This is a genomic window from Domibacillus sp. DTU_2020_1001157_1_SI_ALB_TIR_016, from assembly GCF_032341995.1.
Lineage (GTDB): Bacteria > Bacillota > Bacilli > Bacillales > Domibacillaceae > Domibacillus > Domibacillus indicus_A.
Genome location: NZ_CP135438.1, coordinates 1,427,907 through 1,447,640, shown reverse-complemented (window position 1 = coordinate 1,447,640; position 19,734 = coordinate 1,427,907). Strand labels below are relative to the sequence as shown.

14 protein-coding genes and 1 other annotated feature (1 of these 15 cut by a window edge) are annotated in these 19,734 nt (G+C 42.3%); of the genes, 9 read left to right on the top strand and 5 right to left on the bottom strand.

What is annotated here, in order from left to right:
• Nucleotides 1-132, top strand: a binding site (T-box leader) (it extends 141 nt beyond the left edge of the window).
• Nucleotides 133-160: 28 nt separating this feature from the next.
• Nucleotides 161-3,235, top strand: coding sequence for an isoleucine--tRNA ligase (gene ileS / locus RRU94_RS06755; protein WP_315691019.1), 3,075 nt, complete (start codon nucleotides 161-163; stop codon nucleotides 3,233-3,235).
• A gap of 1,159 nt (nucleotides 3,236-4,394) precedes the next feature.
• The gene (locus RRU94_RS06750; protein ID WP_242235522.1) at nucleotides 4,395-4,607 is read left to right on the top strand and encodes a hypothetical protein; all 213 of its coding nucleotides are present in this window, start codon (nucleotides 4,395-4,397) and stop codon (nucleotides 4,605-4,607) included.
• A gap of 100 nt (nucleotides 4,608-4,707) precedes the next feature.
• On the opposite strand, the gene RRU94_RS06745 is transcribed toward RRU94_RS06750, so the two are convergent.
• On the bottom strand, nucleotides 4,708-5,091 hold the full coding sequence (locus tag RRU94_RS06745; protein ID WP_315691018.1) for a hypothetical protein: 384 nt from the start codon (nucleotides 5,089-5,091) through the stop codon (nucleotides 4,708-4,710).
• Nucleotides 5,092-5,404: 313 nt separating this feature from the next.
• Between RRU94_RS06745 and RRU94_RS06740 the strand changes: the two genes are divergently transcribed.
• Nucleotides 5,405-6,205: a GH25 family lysozyme gene (locus RRU94_RS06740; protein ID WP_315691017.1), complete on the top strand. Its 801-nt coding sequence runs from the start codon at nucleotides 5,405-5,407 to the stop codon at nucleotides 6,203-6,205.
• A gap of 109 nt (nucleotides 6,206-6,314) precedes the next feature.
• Here the strand turns inward: RRU94_RS06740 and RRU94_RS06735 are convergent, their stop codons facing one another.
• Complete coding sequence (locus tag RRU94_RS06735; protein WP_315691016.1) at nucleotides 6,315-6,815, bottom strand: hypothetical protein; 501 nt, start codon at nucleotides 6,813-6,815, stop codon at nucleotides 6,315-6,317.
• A 294-nt stretch (nucleotides 6,816-7,109) separates the two neighbouring features.
• On the opposite strand from RRU94_RS06735, the gene RRU94_RS06730 reads away from it, so the two are divergent.
• From RRU94_RS06730 to thrS, 3 genes are all read left to right on the top strand, one after another.
• Nucleotides 7,110-7,688, top strand: a complete 579-nt coding sequence (locus RRU94_RS06730) for a class I SAM-dependent methyltransferase (RefSeq protein ID WP_315691015.1) — start codon at nucleotides 7,110-7,112, stop codon at nucleotides 7,686-7,688.
• A gap of 219 nt (nucleotides 7,689-7,907) precedes the next feature.
• Nucleotides 7,908-8,765: a metallophosphoesterase gene (locus RRU94_RS06725; RefSeq protein WP_315691014.1), complete on the top strand. Its 858-nt coding sequence runs from the start codon at nucleotides 7,908-7,910 to the stop codon at nucleotides 8,763-8,765.
• A 938-nt stretch (nucleotides 8,766-9,703) separates the two neighbouring features.
• Nucleotides 9,704-11,638 (top strand): threonine--tRNA ligase, encoded by a 1,935-nt coding sequence (gene thrS / locus RRU94_RS06720; RefSeq protein WP_315691013.1) that lies wholly within the window; start codon nucleotides 9,704-9,706, stop codon nucleotides 11,636-11,638.
• A gap of 73 nt (nucleotides 11,639-11,711) precedes the next feature.
• Here thrS and RRU94_RS06715 read toward each other — a convergent pair whose 3' ends face one another.
• The 3 genes from RRU94_RS06715 to RRU94_RS06705 all read right to left on the bottom strand — a co-directional run bounded on the left by RRU94_RS06715 (nucleotide 11,712) and on the right by RRU94_RS06705 (nucleotide 14,574).
• Nucleotides 11,712-12,530: an SIR2 family protein gene (locus tag RRU94_RS06715; RefSeq protein ID WP_315691012.1), complete on the bottom strand. Its 819-nt coding sequence runs from the start codon at nucleotides 12,528-12,530 to the stop codon at nucleotides 11,712-11,714.
• 49 nt (nucleotides 12,531-12,579) lie between these two features.
• On the bottom strand, nucleotides 12,580-13,926 hold the full coding sequence (locus RRU94_RS06710) for an alanine/glycine:cation symporter family protein (protein ID WP_315691011.1): 1,347 nt from the start codon (nucleotides 13,924-13,926) through the stop codon (nucleotides 12,580-12,582).
• 81 nt (nucleotides 13,927-14,007) lie between these two features.
• A complete protein-coding gene (locus RRU94_RS06705; RefSeq protein WP_315691010.1) occupies nucleotides 14,008-14,574 on the bottom strand; it encodes a GNAT family N-acetyltransferase in 567 nt (188 codons plus the stop codon).
• 277 nt (nucleotides 14,575-14,851) lie between these two features.
• On the opposite strand from RRU94_RS06705, the gene RRU94_RS06700 reads away from it, so the two are divergent.
• The 3 genes from RRU94_RS06700 to tnpB all read left to right on the top strand — a co-directional run bounded on the left by RRU94_RS06700 (nucleotide 14,852) and on the right by tnpB (nucleotide 19,674).
• The gene (locus tag RRU94_RS06700; protein WP_315691009.1) at nucleotides 14,852-16,069 is read left to right on the top strand and encodes an ATP-grasp domain-containing protein; all 1,218 of its coding nucleotides are present in this window, start codon (nucleotides 14,852-14,854) and stop codon (nucleotides 16,067-16,069) included.
• Between the two features lie 40 nt (nucleotides 16,070-16,109).
• Complete coding sequence (locus tag RRU94_RS06695) at nucleotides 16,110-18,074, top strand: hypothetical protein (RefSeq protein WP_315691008.1); 1,965 nt, start codon at nucleotides 16,110-16,112, stop codon at nucleotides 18,072-18,074.
• Nucleotides 18,075-18,462: 388 nt separating this feature from the next.
• Nucleotides 18,463-19,674 carry an IS200/IS605 family element RNA-guided endonuclease TnpB gene (gene tnpB, locus RRU94_RS06690; RefSeq protein WP_315691007.1) on the top strand — a complete coding sequence of 404 codons (1,212 nt, stop codon included), beginning with the start codon at nucleotides 18,463-18,465 and terminating at the stop codon, nucleotides 19,672-19,674.
• Nucleotides 19,675-19,734: the final 60 nt, after the last annotated feature.

The window sequence follows — 19,734 nt, the reverse complement described above, 5'->3', positions numbered from 1 at the left end:
CTGCCGTTAAAAAGAACGCGTATGATGGTACGTAGTGAGAGATAAAGGAAAACCACTACTGATGGTTTTTTTCTTTTTATCCATTGTTTATTTGTTTATAAACCCGATTCTGCGCAGTATCAGAATCGGGTTTTTTAATTTTAAAAACGAGGTGAGACCAATGAAAGAGACGGCATTTGAAAGAGAAACCCGGATCAGGGCAGCATGGGAAAAGAAAGGGACATTTCGCCAGTCCATTACAAACAGGGAAGGCCGGGAAACGTTTGTTTTTTATGAAGGGCCGCCTACTGCCAATGGTCTGCCGCATGCCGGCCACGCATTGGGGAGAACAATCAAGGATTTTGTAGCCCGCTACAAAACCATGTCCGGCTATCAGGTGATTCGAAAAGCAGGCTGGGATACGCACGGACTGCCGGTAGAGTTAGGAGTTGAAAAGCAGCTGAAGATCCGTGGAAAAGATGAAATTGAACAATACGGTGTTGAATCTTTTATTGAGAAATGCAAAGAAAGTGTATTTTCTTACGAAAAAGAATGGCGCAAGTTTACTGAGTCCCTTGGCTATTGGGTGGATATGGGCGATCCCTATATTACGCTTGAGAACAACTATATTGAATCGGTATGGAATATCCTGGCTTCCATTCACAATAAAGGATTGCTTTATAAAGGGCATCGCGTCGTTCCGTATTGTCCAAACTGCGAAACATCGCTTAGCTCTCATGAAACCGCTCAAGGCTATAAAGACGTTTCCGATTTATCTGCTACTGCTAAGTTCAGGATAAAAGGCAAAGAAAATGAGTACCTGCTGGGGTGGACCACCACGCCATGGACACTGCCTGCAAATGTCGCTCTTGCTGTTCACCCAGACATCGATTATGTGAAAGTGAGACGGGGATCAGAGATTTTTGTGGTCGCCAAAAAACTCGTTGATCAGGTGATGCAGGGAAAAGGAGAAGTTTTAAAGGTCATCAAGGGACATGAACTGGCAGATACGGCATATGAAGCACCGTTTGACTTTGTTTCGGTCACAAATGGCCATAAAGTGGTTTTAGCTGACTTCGTAACAGATACGAGCGGAACCGGTCTTGTGCATATAGCACCGGCATATGGAGAAGATGATTATCGGGCCGTCCAGGCCAATGGGCTTGATTTTGTGAATGTAGTAGACCGTAAAGGACGATATACCGATGTGGTTACACCGCTTGCTGGAAAATTTGTAAAAGAGTGCGATGTGGAGATTATTAAGCTGTTAGCGGGAAAAAACCTCTTGTTTCATAAACAAAAATATGAACACAGCTACCCGCACTGCTGGCGCTGTGACAGCCCACTTCTTTACTATGCAATGGAGGGCTGGTTTATTCGAACAACGGCTGTCAAAGAGCTTATGCAGAAGCATAACCAGTCGGTCGAATGGTTTCCGGATCATATGAAAGAAGGCCGGTTTGGAAACTTTCTAGAAAATATGGTCGACTGGAATATCGGCCGAAGCCGCTACTGGGGCACCCCATTAAATATTTGGCAATGCGGGGAATGCGGGAAAGAAAGAGCTCCTCATTCCATCAAAGAACTGCAGCAGTGGGCTGCAGGCGCAATACCGGATAACATTGAGCTTCATAAACCATACGTTGATAAAGTAAAGCTTTTATGTGAATGCGGCGCATCTATGAAACGGACTCCAGAAGTGATTGATGTCTGGTTTGACAGCGGGTCAATGCCTTATGCCCAGTATCATTATCCATTTGAGAACAAAGCGTTATTCGAAAAACAATTTCCGGCTGATGTCATTGCGGAAGGTGTGGATCAGACAAGAGGCTGGTTTTACAGCCTGTTAGCGGTCTCTGTTCTGTTTACCGGGAAACTTCCGTATAAACGCGTTCTTTCTTTAGGGCATATCCTGGATGAAAACGGGCAGAAAATGTCTAAAAGTAAAGGAAACGCCCTTGATCCGGTTGAACTGATCGAAGAGTTTGGCGCCGATGCGCTCAGATGGGCACTGCTTGCAGACAGCGCTCCATGGAATAACAAGCGTTTTTCAAAGGGACTGGTCAGCCAGGCCAAGTCAAAAATGGTGGATACACTGCTCAATGTGCATTCGTTTTATTCGCTGTATGCAGAAATTGACCATTTTGATCCTGAAGAAGAGGGAGAGGAAACACGATCTGTCCTTGATGAGTGGATCTTATCGCGGCTCAATACTGTTATTAAGGATGTGCAGGCGTTTTTAGATGCATACGATTTTACCGCAGGAGCGAGAAGTATCGCTTCCTTTGTCGAAGACATGAGCAACTGGTATGTACGGCGGTCCAGACAGCGTTTCTGGGGCACCGGAATGAATCCGGATAAGAGGGCTGCTTTCCGCACGCTGCACGAAGCTTTAAAGAAAACCGCTCAGCTGGCAGCGCCATACACACCCTTTCTCGCAGAAGACATTTATTTTGGGTTAACGGGGCAAAGTGTCCACTTATCTGATTATCCAAAACCGGAAAAGAATAGGATTAACCAGCAGTTAGAACAGGAAATGGGCAGTGTGCTGCAGGTGGTTGAGCTGACAAGATCAATCCGAAACGCGGCAAAAATCAAAACGAAGCAGCCGCTCGCCAAGCTTTATATTCTGCCCGCCAAGCATCAGGGCGTATCCTATTTGCTTTCATATACATCTATTATTCAAGATGAAACCAATGTAAAACACATTCAGCCCGCTGGCGCATTGGAGCTGGTCGATTATATCGTAAAGCTTAATTTTGCAGCGGCCGGACCGAAATTCGGCAGGCACATGGGTGAATTGAAGAAAAGAGCTGAAGGGCTGAAAAAGGAAGAGATCAGCCGACTGCTTCAAGGTGGCAGCCTGGATCTTGAACTGACAGATGGAACAAAAGTAAACCTTCAAAAAGAAGATCTGTTAATCACTAAGCGCGTACCAGAAGGATTTGCGCTTGCAGAAAACGATTCTTTCACGGTCGTTTTGGAGACAGCGTTAACCGATGAATTAAAAGAAGAAGGAACCGTAAGAGAAATCATCCGGGCTGTGCAGGCGTACCGGAAAGAATTGAACCTTCCTGTAGAGTTAAGAGTTCACTTATTTATCCATGCTGCCGCTGATATTCAGAAGATGCTTCAAAAGCATGATCAATTAGTGCAGGGCAGTCTGGTCCTGCAGTCTCTTCATTTTGAGCAGCGTGAACATATGAAAGCCTTTGTGATTGATGAAAAGGAAGTTCACCTTTCTTTGGAGAAGTAAAGGATTAGCCGTATGAAATTAAAAAATGTCCTCTTCTTAAAAAGGGAGAGGACATTAATCGGTTATGGGTTTATACAGCACAGCTAAAAAACGTCATTCTCAAGGATTATGTACATAGCAAGGGGAAGGAGGATTTTACTCTGAGCTTCGTTCATGTTTTTCCAGGCAAAGAAGTGATAAATCCATATCGTTATCTAAAAAATATTATAGAAATAAAATATAATAGTTATTTACTTTAGAAACATGAGATGTCTTCAATATAATAGACTAAGTATAGTTTAACAATGAGCAACTTTTTTCTGGAAAATAAATAGCCAAAAATAAAACCGGAAGCCACTTGTTTTGTGAAAAATAAAACGGGGCAGCCGTTATCAGCTGCTCCGCTTGGGAAAAATGCTCTTTAACAATATTAACAATAATTATAATTTTCAAACAATTTGTTTCTTTTATTTACTATTTCCCTGAAAAAATAAAAGAAACAAATGGATATAGGGTTAATAGTAAAACGGAAATGGGTAAGAACTTATATAACGACTGAGTTTTGCAAAATGCAGATCCCAAAGTGCTGCTATTAAGCTGAAGACTCTTGAACTTGTGGATCTAGTGCCCTGTTGATAGCGGAAAGCGCAGATGATTTATCACGATAATATTTACTGGTGCATGTCCTCAAGCATGATACTTTAAAATACTTGTCTACATAACAAACATTGATGGCAGGCGTTTGATCTATCTTATAAAATGTTAAACATATCTCTGTTGTCGGAAATGTTTCTAACGTTTTCAGCATGGTAAGAATGAAATGTGGGGACATATTTTTCTCTGGCTCCCTTCTTTTCAACAAAGATTGAGTTTTTCCAAATATATCATGACATTTTTATATTCGATAGAGGTCTATTTTGTCGAAAGTACGCTAATTTTGTAGAAAAAACATTATTTCTTCACACTATATTCAAAAGTGTTTATTTTTATCATTCTATGAAACAGCATAAATGTTGGTGAAAAGATTTAAAAATTGTTCTCAAACAAGAAATGCTCACAAAAATACACGTGCTCAGTGAAATGGTTTCATTGATTTGCTTCGAAGTCAAAACTTTTCCTTATTCACTTGTTTTCGTTTATGATGGGAAAGCAGCATATAGGAAAGGGGGACAAACAAGCGATGAAACGATTTTTGTTTGCCTATCGAGTAGTATCAACAGGTACTGAAGGCGAGTTCAGCGTAGCCATGCCTGACGAAGAAGCAGCTCATAAGGCGATCAAAGCCAGAGTAGCAGATATCGAAATGACAGAAGAAGAAGATATCGAGATTGGCGACCTGTTGAAGGTATTAGATTTGAAAGACAATTATTATGAGTGTGAAGGCTGCACTTAATGGCTGCTCAAAAAGAAAGTGTGAAATGAGAAAAGCTGGACTGCAGAGCAGTCCAGCTTTTTTGTAATCCAGCTTTGCTAAGCTCCAAAGATTATGTATGTTAAACTCTTTGAAGGGCAGCCCATTTGTTCAAAACATGAGGTGCCTCCAACATGAATATTGTTTGTTCTTTTGGATCCTTAAATTCAATGTATATTCCATCGGTCAGTAAATCATCTAATTCATATAATGCCGTACGTTTATCTTCCAGCATACTCTCACTTATTTGATCGGTCTTCACTATATCAATCAAAAACACTGGTCTTTTTCTTCTGTTAAACATACCTGTTAAAAAAGAAGAACCGCGGCTGTGATCATATTGCCAAATTAACTTTGATGTGGAGAGCGGCAAAGATTCCAATGATTCTTTTGTTCCGGTATATTCAATAATGACACTGTATATATTCCTCAACCTATCAGCGGTTCTTGCTTTAAAATATCCCATACTGTTCCTCCTGTATTTATATAAGCTTCCCGCAAAAATATTTTATGAAAATGACTCCCAATGTACACACATTTGAAATGTATCATATATGCCTGCATGTAGTCTTGATTTTCACGTTATTTCCGCCTTTTTACGCATACGAATGAGTAAACCTAACCCTTAGTAGTTTGAAAGTATGCGGTACTTGCGAGAGCGTGCATAATAAGAGTATCACCAGGCTTTTTAAGTTTTTATTACATTACAAGTGTTCTATGAGGGGTTCGGACAGCTGGAAGAGCAGCGTATAATTAATCAAGAAAGGCGGTAAAACTCGATGAAAATTGTCGATGTATCTCATCATCAAGGCAGTATTAACTGGGCAGCTGCAGCAAAAGAACTGGATTTGGCGATTCTTCGGGTGCAGGATGGCTCGAGTATTCAGGACCGAACCTATTCCCAAAATGCGGCTGGCTGCAAAGCAAATAACATTCCATTTGGCAATTACGCATTTTGCCGATTTGTTTCTATAGACGATGCGAAAAAGGAAGCGCAGGATTTTTGGAACCGAGGCGATAAAAACGCTTTCTTTTGGATAGCGGACGTTGAAGTAAAAACGATGGAGGATATAAGCGCGGGCACGCAGGCTTATCTCGATGAATTACGCCGCCTGGGCGCAAAAAAAGTGGGGCTGTATACAGGTCATCATACATATAGGGCATTTGGTGCCGATCAGGTAGATGCGGACTTTGTCTGGCTTCCCCGCTATAGCAGCCAAAAGCCGGATTATTCTTGTGACTTGTGGCAATATACAGATAATGGCCGTCTTGCAGGTGTTTCTGGGCCTGTTGATTTAAGCCGGTTAAACAGCGACAAAACATTAGCATTTTTTCTCAATACCATTACAGTGGCTTCTACACCAGGCACATACCGGATTTTCACCGGTACGTTCTCAACTGACGAAAGCGCAGAAGCGGCGGCGGATACAATCAAAAAAGCAACTGGTTTTCACACATTCTCGAAAGACAAGAGGGTATGGACAGGCACCTTCCTAAGCAGAGAAGCGGCAGAAGCCGGCCGGAATGTAATCGCCCGGAAAGTCGGTTTGAATCCCCAGATTCGTCATGAAAATAGATAACAAAAAAAGCCCTGGTTCTCCCGCCGGGGCTATATGTCTTTTCTTGCCATCATCGTTGTATTCTCCATCATGTACGCTGTCGGTATGTTTAAATGTCTGTTCTATTTGTTCATTGACGGGCCGAATTTTTTGGAATTGCAGCTTGCTGCCGGAAGCCTTGGGTGTTCATTGTTCCCTGAGGAGACTGTGTCATGTTTTGGCCAGTTTGTCCACCCATCATTCCTTGAGAAGCCTGTGGGTTTTGTTGACTGACTGGCTGCTGTTGAGCGCCTTGATTATTCATCATCCCCTGGAGAGGCTGTGTCATGTTTTGCCCAGTTTGTCCACCTGTCATACCTTGCGCAGCCTGCGGGTTTTGTTGATTAGCTGGCTGTTGTTGAGCACCTTGGCTATTCATCATTCCTTGAAGAGGCTGTGCCAAACTTTTCCCCAATTGTCCGCCCATCATTCCTTGTGCAGCTTGTGGAGCCGCTCCCATTAAAGAACTTAAAATGGTTTGGAAAAAGGGCTGGAAAGACCTGCTGCGTATTCCTCTAACGATGCCAAGGATAGCGACACCTGTTGCAGCTATGGGCAAGACCGATTTAAACATGCCATTTCGATTATTCACGTCTCTCATCTCCTTACGATTCATTGAAAAAGACCATTTGTAGTATGTGAAAAAGAAGGCTCATTATTCTAGATATTATTTTCTGCATGAGATGGATGATTTTAAAAAACATAAAAATAAGGTTTTTTCCCCAATCTAATAACGACCCATCAGGCGGTTAGGAAAATCACCTTGTACTTTTTAAACTAACCCTTTGGATTTTTTAGAAATGAATGTTGTGTGTATTGTTTTTTATACTGTGGAACGAAATCAAAAAAAATTGAACGTGAATCCAAAAAAGTGCAGGTGTTTTAAGTGCAATTATCCCCTAAAATTTATCACTCACTGGTTCGGCCAAAATGGTTTACAAAAATTTATATTCAAAATAACATTCAACGGCACTTTGATTTAACGGGGCAGAAAGTGCTGGACTTCGGAGCGGGTACAGGTGCGAACTGCATGTTATGTTCACCTGATTATTACGTTGGGATAGATCCTGATACAAATAGGATTGACTTTGCCAAAAGGCTGTATGCGGCTTATCAATTTGAAGCATTTAGCGGCAATGAACTCCCTGTGGAAGAAAACAGCTTTGATGTCATTTTGATTATTGCGGTTCTGCATCATATTCCGCCAGACATGGTTCGACATTACATCAAAGAATTCAAACGCATTTTAAGACCGAATGGAAAAGTAGTGGTCATTGAACCTTACTTATGTGATGCATCTCCGATCTGTAATTGGTTTATGAAAACCAACGATAAAGGGGATTATATTCAAAAGGAAGAACAGTATCTTGATTATTTCACAAAGGAACATTTTCGCTACAATGTGATCAGCAGGTTTAAAAAATGCTTTCTTTATAACGAATTGTACTTTACAGCGTTTCTCTAATGTTTAGAAGCCTTAGTGGAAATAGGCTTCATCTGCAGTTCTCCTGCTTGATTCCCGGCGATTCACATAAACGCTTCTTTTTATGAACAGTTAAGCAAGCTGAACTGTTATATAACGATTCTTTTACACTAACATCTTCACATTATTAAAAAAGCCCATGAATTACCGGTAAAAGTTCATTCTAAATTCCTCTATAATGATAGGCGGAGGTGAAATAGAATGAAATTGTTGTTGTTGTTTGTATTGTTTATCGTTTCGCTGATCCTCTTTTATAAGGCTTATAAGAATACACATGAAGTGGCGTTTAAAAAAATTCACTTGTCTTCAATAGATTCCATTGACTCAACCAGCTCTCTCGCTATATTACACATTTCAGATATGCACCTTGAGAATATTTCTATTTCCCCTGAGCAGCTTTATAACAAACTGGCAGGCGAGAGAATAGACCTTATTGCCCTCACCGGAGACTTTTTAGATAAAAAACGAAGCATCCCTCGATTAATTCCCTATTTAGATATGTTGAACCGCTTGAATCCTCAATATGGTATGTATGCTGTATTTGGAAACCATGATTATCGTTTAAGCAAAACGGATTTTAACTCTTTAAAAAATGTATTGGAAAAGCACGGCTGTAAAACACTTCAAAATGCACATGAAACCATTTTGGTGGAAGGAAAACCTCTCAACATTATTGGAGTGGACGACTTTCATACAAAGAAAAGCGATTTGCAGGCATCATTTTCGAATGTCAAAGAAGGATACCGCCTTGTTTTAACTCATGATCCAAACATTGTTCTTGGTATGGAGAGTTACGCATACCATTATCTTTTGGCTGGCCATTTTCATGGCGGTCAAATTTACTGGCCCAAGCCGTACCATCTTGCAAAACTGGGACGCACGATGATGCGGATGGATATGATTAAAGGGCTGCACTATTATCATGAAAAACCTCTTTATATAAGTGAAGGATTGGGACAAACCTCTATTAACATAAGAGTGGGGAGCCGCCCTGAAATCACTCTTCATGAACTATCCTTGAATACTGCTGAAAATGAGAAGGCTTTGACAGCCGTATAATATTAAAGCTTTTTTATTTTTGGCACTTGATTTCCAATTAAGGAAATGATAAAGTGGCTGTAATATCTTACTAGCCATCTGTCATTTGCATGTTATACATCTTCATCTCTTGTAAGGCAGGCTGGTTTTAATCCCCGATTAAATAACATGAAGTGTTGTAGTCTATACAGGCAATGACAAGGACATGAGTGATTTTGACCGGCTCACAGAGAGGGAGGCCAAGGCTGAAAGCTTCCCAGCGCAGAAAAATCACTTACCGCCTTGGAGCCGTACTGGCGAACCGGTACCGCAGCAGTGCGATAAAACTGACTGAAGCCATTGCTTTTTGAGCAGTGGGAATTTGGGTGGAACCACGGGTAAACACACTCGTCCCTTCTTAGGGATGAGTGTGTTTTTTTTTGTTTTTTTAAGGCATAAAGAAATAAGCGACGACAAGGACATGAATGTATTTGACCGGCTCACAGAGAGGGAAGCCGAGGCTGAAAGCTTCCCAGCGCTGAAAATACATTTACCGCCTTGGAGCTGTACCGGTGAACCGGTACCGCAGCAGTGCGATAAAACTGACTGAAGCCGCTGCTTTTTAGCAGTGGGAATTTGGGTGGAACCACGGGTAAGCACACTCGTCCCTTTTGAGGGATGCGTGTGTTTTTTTGTTTTTTAAGGCATAAAGAAATAAGCGACGACAAGGACATGAGTGATTTCGACCGGCTCACAGAGAGGGAAGCCAAGGCTGAAAGCTTCCCAGCGCAGAAAAATCATTTACCGCCTTAGAGCTGTACTGGCGAACCGGTACCGCAGCAGTGCGATAAAACTGACTGAAGCCGCTGCTTTTTTCAGCAGTGGGAATTTGGGTGGAACCACGAGGAAAAACACACTCGTCCCTTCTTAGGGACGGGTGTGTTTTTTTATATAAACAATCATTAAAGGAGTGCTTTCTTATGAATCAAAAAAACATTATGATTACATTTCCAAACGGGGAGACAAAAAGCTTTTTACAGGGGATCACTCTAGAAGAGATTGCCCAGTCGATCAGTCCGGGTTTAAAAAAGAGATCAGCAGCCGGAATGGTAAACGGTGTTCTCTGGGATATGAAACGAAGCATTGACGAATCCGCCAGTATTGTATTATTTGATCTCCAATCAAAAGAGGGAACAGGTGTGATGCGCCATACAGCCGCCCACGTACTGGCACAGGCCGTAAAACGATTGTATGGATCCGTTCACTTAGGCGTGGGGCCGGTTATTGAAAACGGCTTTTATTATGACATAAACATCGATCAGCCGTTAAACCCTGATGATTTAAAAAGAATTGAAAAAGAAATGAATCGAATCATTGCCGAAAACCTGGAGATCCGCCGCGAGGAATGGACACGGCAGGAAGCGGAAGAATATTTTAAGGATGATCCATTAAAGCTGGAGCTGCTAGAGCGTATTCCGCCGGAAGAAAAAATCACGGCTTACCGTCAGGGAGAGTTCGTTGATTTGTGCCGGGGCCCGCATTTACCGTCTACGCGCTTTTTAAAGGCTTTTAAACTGACACATGTATCCGGTGCATACTGGCGCGGTGACAGCCGCAACCAAATGCTTCAGCGCGTTTATGGGGCTGCTTTTGCCTCAAAGAAAGAACTGGATGACTATTTTCATTTTCTGGAGAAAGCACAAAACCGAAATCACCGGAAGCTTGGCAATGAGTTAGAGCTGTTTATGTTCTCGGAAGAAGCGCCGGGTATGCCTTTTTATTTAGCGAACGGACAAATCATCCGGAACGAGCTTGAATCTTTTCTGCGGGAGCTTCAATTTAAGCATCGGTATCAGGAAGTACGGACACCGACTATGATGAATCAGGGGCTTTGGGAACGGTCTGGTCACTGGGACCATTATAAAGACAATATGTATTTTTCACAGGTTGACCAGCAGCGTTTTGCTCTGAAGCCGATGAACTGCCCGGGGCATATGCTTATTTTTAAAGATAAACTCCGTTCGTACCGCGATCTGCCGATTCGTATGGCCGAGTTTGGGCAGGTACACCGCCATGAATTCAGCGGAGCTCTCAATGGAATGCTGCGGGTCCGCACATTCTGCCAGGATGATGCCCACATCTTTGTAAGGCCGGACCAAATCGAAGACGAGATCGCCTCTGCCTTGGAATTAATTGATTATGTATACAGTGTCTTTGGCTTTCCATATGAAATAGAGCTTTCCACAAGACCGGCCGATTCGATGGGCAGCCGCGAATTATGGGATCAGGCGGAAGGGGCGTTAAAGAGGGTTTTAGATAAACTTGGACAGGAATACCGGGTGAATGAAGGGGATGGCGCTTTTTATGGACCTAAAATCGATATTCATATTAAAGACGCTTTAAGAAGAAGCCACCAATGCGCAACGGTACAGCTGGATTTTCAAATGCCTGAAAAATTTGATCTATCCTATATAGATGAACAAAACCAAAAAGTCCGGCCGGTTGTCATTCACCGAGCTGTTTTCGGGTCTCTTGACCGGTTTCTTGGCATTTTAGTCGAACATTTTGCTGGAGCGTTTCCTGTTTGGCTCGCGCCTGTACAGGTGAAAGTGATCGCTGTCTCGAATGATGTTCATCAAACATATGCCGAAGAAATCATGCAGCAATTACAGCAGGCCGGTATACGGGCGGAATGGGATGCTCGGGAAGAAAAACTCGGCTATAAAATAAGAGAAGCGCAAATGAAGAAAATACCGTATACATTAGTAGTAGGAGATGAAGAGTGTGCCAGTCAAACGGTCAATGTACGGCGTTACGGGCAAAGGGACGCGTCTCAAAGAAGGATAGATACATTTGTAGATGAGATAAAAGAAGTGGTGAAAAAACGAAGTCTGAACGCTGTGGACGGAGTATAACTGGTTTTATTTCCACGGGTTCACAAGAGAAAAGCGCCGCTTCTGAATGGGCAGCAAGCGGCGCTTTCTTTATTTACGCTTCTTCTCGGGCAAGTTTGAGTAAATCCGTTAAAAAAGCATGAAGAGATTTTCCGGGATTTTCATTTTCATAAATGATCGGGGTAATCCCTCTTTCTTTTAGGATTGTTTCTTTAATAGGATTTCGTTCATTCAGCAAGATGTACGATTTTGGCCTTAAATGTTCGTATTTAGAAATTTTCCACTGATTATGCAACTTATAAAGCATATAGCGGATATTAATATCCGAAAGGCTGTACCCGATAAAAAGCAAAGATTTCTCTAATGAGTCTGAACGGAGCTTAATATCCAGGGATGTTTCAAAATCCAGCCTCTTAAAAAAACTGGATTCCGTTAACACAATAGAGGAGTCATCGTCAAAGTCACCATGAAATTTGACAATCTGCGTTTTTCCTTCCTCAATTTGAGTAATATCCGCAACATTGGTGATTTTCGTGTACGGCTTTCCATAAAAGTCATGTGCCTCTTCAAGCCAGCGGTCGAAATTGGTTGTATAAATTAAGGGGAAATTCAATTCAATCAGCATTCGATGGATCTCCGAGTGTTCAAGCTCAATCTTCGGATTATGCCATTTTCGGTCCATCCAGCTGCGCAGTTCACCGAGTGACCCTTTTTCTAAACAATAATACTCAGCCAGCGTTAAAAAGTCATTGTTACCCCATGCTGTAAACTCGTCTGGGTTATAACCGAAATTTTCAGCAATTTGATGAATCATTTCTGAGTAATCCGGCAGTCCCAAATTTTTAGAGACGCCAGATCCGGCAAACAAAATGGCTTTTTTCTTTTTGATTGCAGCGGCTAACTCCTCTATCAATTCTGACGGCTCCTTTCTGCTGACAAGCAGGGTTACTTTAGCTTTTCCCCTAAATATATTTTTTAATGTAATCTTTTGTTATTTCACGAACTTCTTTGCTTAAGAACACGAGGGCAATTACATTTGGCACAATAATCAATGCCAGCATTAAATCAAGGAACTGCCAGATAAACTCAAGAGCCCCGACGGCTCCGGCTAAAATAGCCGCTAAGTAAACAATGCGCATCAGCTTGGAAAACTGAATCCCAAATAAATATTCCGCCTGTTTTTCTCCATAAAAAACCACTACCAGTACGGTAGATAATACGAAAAAGAATAAAGAAATGGAAAGAATTACACCGGCAGCCCCATGACCGACAACGGTGGCAAATGCTTCGATCACCATCGTCGAAGCGTCATTCGCTTCGACTTCTTTCCAGGCACCTGATGTTAATACGACGAGTGCAGTTGATGTACAGACAATAATGGTATCCACCAGCACTTCGAACACGCCCCATAAGCCCTGTTTGGCTGGATGATCGTTCATAGCCGTTGAATGGGCGATAGGCGCTGTTCCCATGCCTGCTTCATTTGAGTAAATACCGCGGGCAAGCCCCCAGCGAATAGCAGCAGCTACACTCGCACCTGCAAAGCCTCCGGCAGCCGAAATAGGCGTAAAAGCGTGATAGAAAATTAAGCCAAAGGCTGTTGGGATTTCAGACAGATTTCCAGCCAGCACAAGCCCTGAGCAAATTAAATACAGAACGACCATGATCGGCACAAACTTTTCGGTAACAGAACCGATTCGTTTAATGCCTCCATAGGTTACGATGCCAACAGCCAGCAAGACCACAATCCCTGTTGCCAGCGGCGGAATACCGAAGGAAGATTCGACGGTGATAGACAGGGAATTAGATTGGACCATCGTACTTGCAATCACTTCAAGCATAAGAAAAAAAGCAAAAAAGGTGGCGACCGATTTCCAGCCGAGTCCCTTTTCAATATAATGCATAGGCCCGCCGCTCCACTCGCCGGCCTCATTTTTTGTACGGTACTTTAATCCGAGAACCACTTCTGAATATTTGGTTCCCATGCCGATAAGCGCAACGAGCCACATCCAAAAAACGGCTCCAGGCCCGCCCAGCCCAATCGCAAGAGGTACTCCGACAATATTGGCCGCTCCGACTGTGGAAGCCAGGGCAGACGTAGAAGCCTGAAAAGGCGTAACAGAGCCGGGTGCATCTCCTTTTGAGAACATTTTGCCAAATGTCTGCTTCATAATGTGAGGGAAGTACCGGAACTGAAAAAAACCAATCCGGACATTTAAAATCAGGCCGCATCCTAATAATAAAATAATCATTGGCACTCCCCAGATCCATCCTGACAGCGAAGCGACGATTTGCTCAAAACTCTCCAAGTTATTTCCTCCTCAAATCTGTCCATTTGCGCCTAAACCTGTTAAGCGCATACAATGATGTGAGAATATTTAAAATTCTTTTTATTTAGCCTGGTTGTATGTATGTTCCCGTAGAATAAGAATTTCATTGATTTCCTGCGGTTGTGTCCCATACAAAGCTTTTGATTGGTAAGCATGAACTTCCTGATAAACAGCAGCCATCTTCTCTATTATCCATCTATCTGATTTTGGTGCGAAAGACCAGCAATAAAGCTTCATTTCATTCAGTTCTTTAGTGACCGGGTGCCTGCGCACGTATTGGATGTGATCAATACATTGAAAGCCGATTTTTTTGTAAAAGTGAACCCGTTTAATCGTATCCGGTTCATGAATCGACTCCGGCTCTACTTCAAGAAGGATAGGCTTTTTCTTCTTTTTCAACTGGTCCATGATTCGGCTTCCTAAACCTGCGCTCCGGCTATGGCTATGTACCAGTACGTAATCTACAAATAAAAAATCCTCCTGTTCAAAATAAGCGAGTACATAGTCAGCACCTTCTTCAATCTTGTAGGAACAGCCTTTGTCTTCCAGAAGAAGCTCAAAATGCTCTTCTGATTTCATTTCATTTGCAGGAAAATATTCTGATAGTGCCATATACCAAGTGTTCATTTTCATTCCTCCTTTGTCATATACATATATAAACTATTAATCACTACCTTAAAAAAGTAGAAAATAAACAAAAAAATTCAAAAAAAGTTTAATTTATTTAAAAATGGGTAATTACCCTACTCTTTTGTAATATTTACCTCTTACATATATAAACTATTAATTAGTATCTCAAAAAATTAGAAAATAAACAAAAATCAGACAAAAAAGTTTGATTTATAGTAAGATAGGGAATTGTACCCCTGTTTGTTATTTTTTAGTCAAAGGATGGGAAGAAGAAATGGAAAATGAAAAAAAAGTTACAGCCCTTCTTGGGTGGAGTCTGCCTGTCATTGAAGCGGTAGACAAGCTTGACCGGCCTTTTCTTGTAGTAGGACCGCCTGAATTTGAACCGTTTGCCAAAGAAAATGACATTCAGTTTGTCGGCTGGCAGTTCGAGCGGTTAAATGAAAAATCAGAGGAGCTATATAAAGAGCTGCATTCTTTAGGCGTAAAGCTTGCGGTTCCAATCTATGAAGAAACGGTTGAATGGGCAGGTGCTTTAAACGCGAGGTTCCAGGATGATCCCCGTATTTTCAATCGATCTCTTCTTCTTCGAGATAAAGGGCTTATGAAGCGAAAAGCACAAATGTCCGGCATCAAAGTCGGGGTATTTGAAGAGGCGTACCAAAAAGAAGATGTGTACCGCTTTTTAAAACGGGTGAATGAGGCTTTAATTAAAATAGACGGGGATATCAATGACCCTATTCATGTAAAGCCTTTAAATAAAGCCGGCACGGTTGGCCACCGGGTTATACGGGATGCTTCTGATATCGATCTGATCCCTCAGGAGGATTTTCCTTGTTTAATGGAGAGCCACTTAGACGGTCAGGAATTTTCCTGTGAAGCGTTTGTTCACAATGGGAAAGTTTATTTCTTAAATATTACGGAATATGTCCAATTAGGGCATTCTAATTTTGTTCCTGCATCTCCTTCTCTAGAAGAATGGCGCCCTAGAATCCGAGAAGAAATTGAAAAGCTGGTCACTTCCTTTGAAATCAAATATGGAGTGATCCACCCGGAATTTTTCATTTCACCTGACGGCACGCTTCATTTTGGAGAAGTCGCAGCGCGGATCCCTGGGGGACATATTTTTGATTTAATTGAGCGGGCATACGGTTTCAGTGCATATCAGGCCCAGGTTCTTTGCAGTGACCCAGATACAACCACAGAAGAGCTGGAAGCGTTTTTCCCTGAAGAGGTAACTTCTGCGAAAGGGTATGCTGGAAGCTTGATGGTTTATCCACGCGTTAAAATTATCGACCGCCTGGAAGTGCCGGAAGAATTAAAATCGCATCCTTATTTTGAAAAGCACGATATGTTCATCCCGGCTACCAGCAAAGTAGCGGAGCGGGTTGGATTTGGCAATCACTACGGGACTATTTTCTTCTTTGGAGAAGACAGTGAAGAAATGCGCGGTTTGATGAAAAAATATGAAACCTATGATTTCTATCTTTGAAAAACTTTTATTTTGGAGACCGGTTAGGGAGGAATATAGAATGGACGCTGAAAGCAAATTGGCACCGACAAAATTCGAACAAGCTCTTGATACCCTGGGGCAGGCAAAACCTTATGCCAAAAGTTTGTATCAAACAGAAGTATTTCAACAAGCCATCGATCTGGCACGAACCGATGATGGCCTTAAACAATTATTCAGCTATGCCCCTCGATTTGATGAAGCAGGGGTTTTCCAGGGAGGTCCGTGGGAGCAAGCATCAAAGCTCCAGCCCCCTTTTGTCGGCGGCTCTTTAAAGCTAAAAGGCGTCAATTCGATTGTTGAGCTGCTTAGTGAATTGCGCATGCTCGCGATTGCCAAAGGATTGTACGAGCATAAAGAAGTGTCTGCCCAGGAAGCGAAAGAATTTTTAAACGAAGTATTGGCATTAAATTTAGATATTCTTTTTCCGCCAGAAACAGAAGAAGCCAGAATTGGTTCAGGCGAACATATTGAACGGGCAGAACGGTTATTCCGCTTCTTAGGAGATGAACTTTCTTTTCAGGCTATTGCCAATCAGATTGTAGCGGAAATTGATCGGCTGACTGTCCAAAGGCCGATCATGGTCAACCGAATTGTAAAAATGATTACGATGGCCAAACAAATGATGGAAAGTGATATTAGTGAGGAAGTGAAGCAGTCTTTACAGGCATACTCGGCTGCTGTTACGGCACCAAGCCCGTTAAGCAAAGAGTGGTCCAGCTTTAGGGAATACCGCTTAAGCTTAAAAAATGCGTCAGAAGAGGAATTGAAACAAGAAGCAGAAGCATTTGCCGGATCAGTAAGGGATACAGGGCTTGTTTCTCCTTATCACGCTGTTTTTTTAAGACATTTAAATCGGGTAAAACCGGAGCTTCTGCCAGCCGCCCTCTCTTTATCTGAAACGGGTGAAGCGATTTTAAATGCTCAATCCAATCTTGTCCATGACATGATTCAGGTCGCTATCCACCCCCATACAGCTCAATCTATTTACGGGCTTGGGAAGATATTGGACCGGGGACTGCTTTCACAGGAACCGCTTCTTCCAAGTATTCGCCGGCTGATTGAACTTGATATTCATCCGGAAGTGAAACAAATCCTGCTTACGCCTGAAAATAAACGGGAAGGCTTAACAGCGAATGCTGTTCTTTTAGCCGGAACGCTTAGTGTACTTGGCCAGCCTTTAGGAATTGGGCAGGGTTTAAATCCGACATGCCAGTCTGCACGGGCTCTCAGCCTCTGGGCACAGCACGGCCCTGGCCAGCTTCTTGAATTTATTGCCCGGGGAGCAAGAGACAACGATGTAGACATTATTTTTGAAGGAGAACCCCTTCACTCGTCTTCGCTTGAGGGAGGCGTCGCTTCAGAGATTCATCAAGAACTAGATCCCGTTTCAAAGGTTCTCGTTCCCCATTTAGATAAGATTTACAATGAAATGATGAAACGAACTGCTTTGCGCGGAGAAGACGGCCATAAATGGGTAAATCCCGAGTTTTATGGAGAGTGGGTGCCGCGCGGATTTGCGAATATCATTAATCCTGCGACCGGAGCGGTAACAGATTACGCCGGTTTTGTCCGCTTATTTTATTCTACCCATCATCCTGACTATAACGAAGGGTATGAATTGATTTATCCGAATCCAGTAGGTATTTATATTACCAATGTGCATGGTGATCTGTTAGGTCTTCACGCAGTGTCTATTCAGCGGATCGCTGCAGACGAAGCAGGAGAGTACCGCATTTATTTTTATAATCCTAATAACGACAGCGGCCAAAACTGGGGACAGGGCATTGAGCCTTCTGTAAAAGGGCATGGAGAGCAGGAGGGAGAAGCGTCTCTTCCGTTTTCACAATTTGCGGCACGTATGTATGCTTTTCATTATAATCCTTACGAACAAGGAGATTCGTACGCGGTAGAAGATGAGATCGTTGAAGAAATTACATCTCTTGCAAAAGAAAGCTGGGGCAGACAATATACATGGCTTGATTAAAAAACTTTCCTATACATGTAAGACGATCATAATAGGGCGTTAAAACGGGTGCTTTTTCAGGCACCTGTTTTTTCATGCTCTTTTGGTAACATAAAAAAACGCTGGTTCTTATTAACCTAGTAAGAACGGGCTTTTTTTTATATAATAAATGCACATTGCTGATCATTAATAATGCTGATTTGTGAAGAAAGTCATATTTAATATGAAGAAAATGACCCGATACTTAATACTAGGATGATGTTTGCTTTTTATTTTTATTTGTGTGGAATGAAAACAGAAAATAGATTTTTATCATTTTCGGCGATTCAGTCATTCCTTTTCCTTGAACGCTCTATTGCTAAAATGGTATAATTAGGTATAGAACAAACGTTCAGGGGATGGGAAAAATATGAAAACCAAAACAGATGAAACAAAGAACTTTCATTTTAAAGCCTTTCGGTTTAAAATCCATCCAAGTGACGAGCAAAAACAACTGATTAACCAAACGATCGGTTGCTGCCGGTTTGTCTACAATTATATATTAAATGAAAACATCAAGAGTTTTGAAAAAACAAAAAAACGGTATACAGAAACAGCCGCTAAAAAGCTCCTCCCTGGGCTAAAAGGAACGTTCAAATGGTTGTCTGGTTCTGACAGTATTGCTCTTCAGGCAAGTATCGAATATCAGTACGAAGGATTCAAAAAATATAAGGATCAGCCAAAAAAAGAATTAAAAAAACGAGCCGCTAAAAAATGCGCAGAAGGCTATACGCCAACGGCGTATGACTTTAAGGGCCATCCGACATTCAAAAGCAAGAAAAACCCGGTCCAAAGCTACACAACCAAAATGATAAATCACAATATTAAAATCGTGGACAATCGCATTCAGCTGCCGAAACTCGGATGGATTCGTTTTTCAAAGTCCCGAAACATTGAAGGTGACATTAAGCGTGTCACCGTGCGCCGAAGCAGCACCGGCCGGTATTCAATTTCGGTTATCTGTGAAATGTCATATTCCCCCTATAAGCCAAGCACTGTCGATGCCGTTGGCATCGATGTCGGGCTGAAAGAATTTGCTGTACTCTCAAACGGCCAAGTCATCGCCAACCCAAAATACTACCAAAAATACGAAAAACGGTTAGCGTTTCTTCAGCGCGCGTTTGCACGTAAAAAAGAAGGTTCGAAATCGCGGAAAAAAAATAAAGCCCAGATTGCTAAACTGCACGAAAAAATCAAACACACAAGAGAAGATTTTCTTCACAAGCTGACGACCAGGCTCGTTCATGAAAACCAAGTGATCGCAGTGGAGAATTTGTCCGTGAAGAATCTCGTCCAAAACAAAAAGCTAAGCAAGGGGATTCACGATGCGTCATGGTCGAGGTTCAACGAAATGCTCGCCTACAAAGCGAAGTGGTACGGACGGACGATTATAAAAGTCGATCCGTTCTTCCCATCAAGCCAGCTCTGTTTCGGGTGTGGCCACCAGCATAAGGATGTAAAAAATCTCGCTGTCCGGGTGTGGGAGTGTCCTTCCTGCGGCGTTCGTCACGACCGGGACCTGAATGCGAGCCTGAATATTAAAAGAGAAGCCCTTCGGCTTCTTTCACTTCAGTCTATTTAAGCTTAATCATAAAACCGTTGGAATACGGGGTTAGCCTGATTACTGAGGGTCGAAGATCCT

What these genes read in the sequence shown, in the direction of transcription:
- ileS (WP_315691019.1), top strand. Translation starts at nt 161, where the DNA reads ATGAAAGAGACGGCATTTGAAAGAGAAACCCGGATCAGGGCAGCATGG.
- RRU94_RS06700 (WP_315691009.1), top strand. Translation starts at nt 14,852, where the DNA reads ATGGAAAATGAAAAAAAAGTTACAGCCCTTCTTGGGTGGAGTCTGCCT.
- thrS (WP_315691013.1), top strand. Translation starts at nt 9,704, where the DNA reads ATGAATCAAAAAAACATTATGATTACATTTCCAAACGGGGAGACAAAA.
- RRU94_RS06705 (WP_315691010.1), bottom strand. Translation starts at nt 14,574, where the DNA reads ATGAACACTTGGTATATGGCACTATCAGAATATTTTCCTGCAAATGAA.
- RRU94_RS06725 (WP_315691014.1), top strand. Translation starts at nt 7,908, where the DNA reads ATGAAATTGTTGTTGTTGTTTGTATTGTTTATCGTTTCGCTGATCCTC.
- RRU94_RS06740 (WP_315691017.1), top strand. Translation starts at nt 5,405, where the DNA reads ATGAAAATTGTCGATGTATCTCATCATCAAGGCAGTATTAACTGGGCA.
- RRU94_RS06750 (WP_242235522.1), top strand. Translation starts at nt 4,395, where the DNA reads ATGAAACGATTTTTGTTTGCCTATCGAGTAGTATCAACAGGTACTGAA.
- RRU94_RS06695 (WP_315691008.1), top strand. Translation starts at nt 16,110, where the DNA reads ATGGACGCTGAAAGCAAATTGGCACCGACAAAATTCGAACAAGCTCTT.
- RRU94_RS06745 (WP_315691018.1), bottom strand. Translation starts at nt 5,091, where the DNA reads ATGGGATATTTTAAAGCAAGAACCGCTGATAGGTTGAGGAATATATAC.
- tnpB (WP_315691007.1), top strand. Translation starts at nt 18,463, where the DNA reads ATGAAAACCAAAACAGATGAAACAAAGAACTTTCATTTTAAAGCCTTT.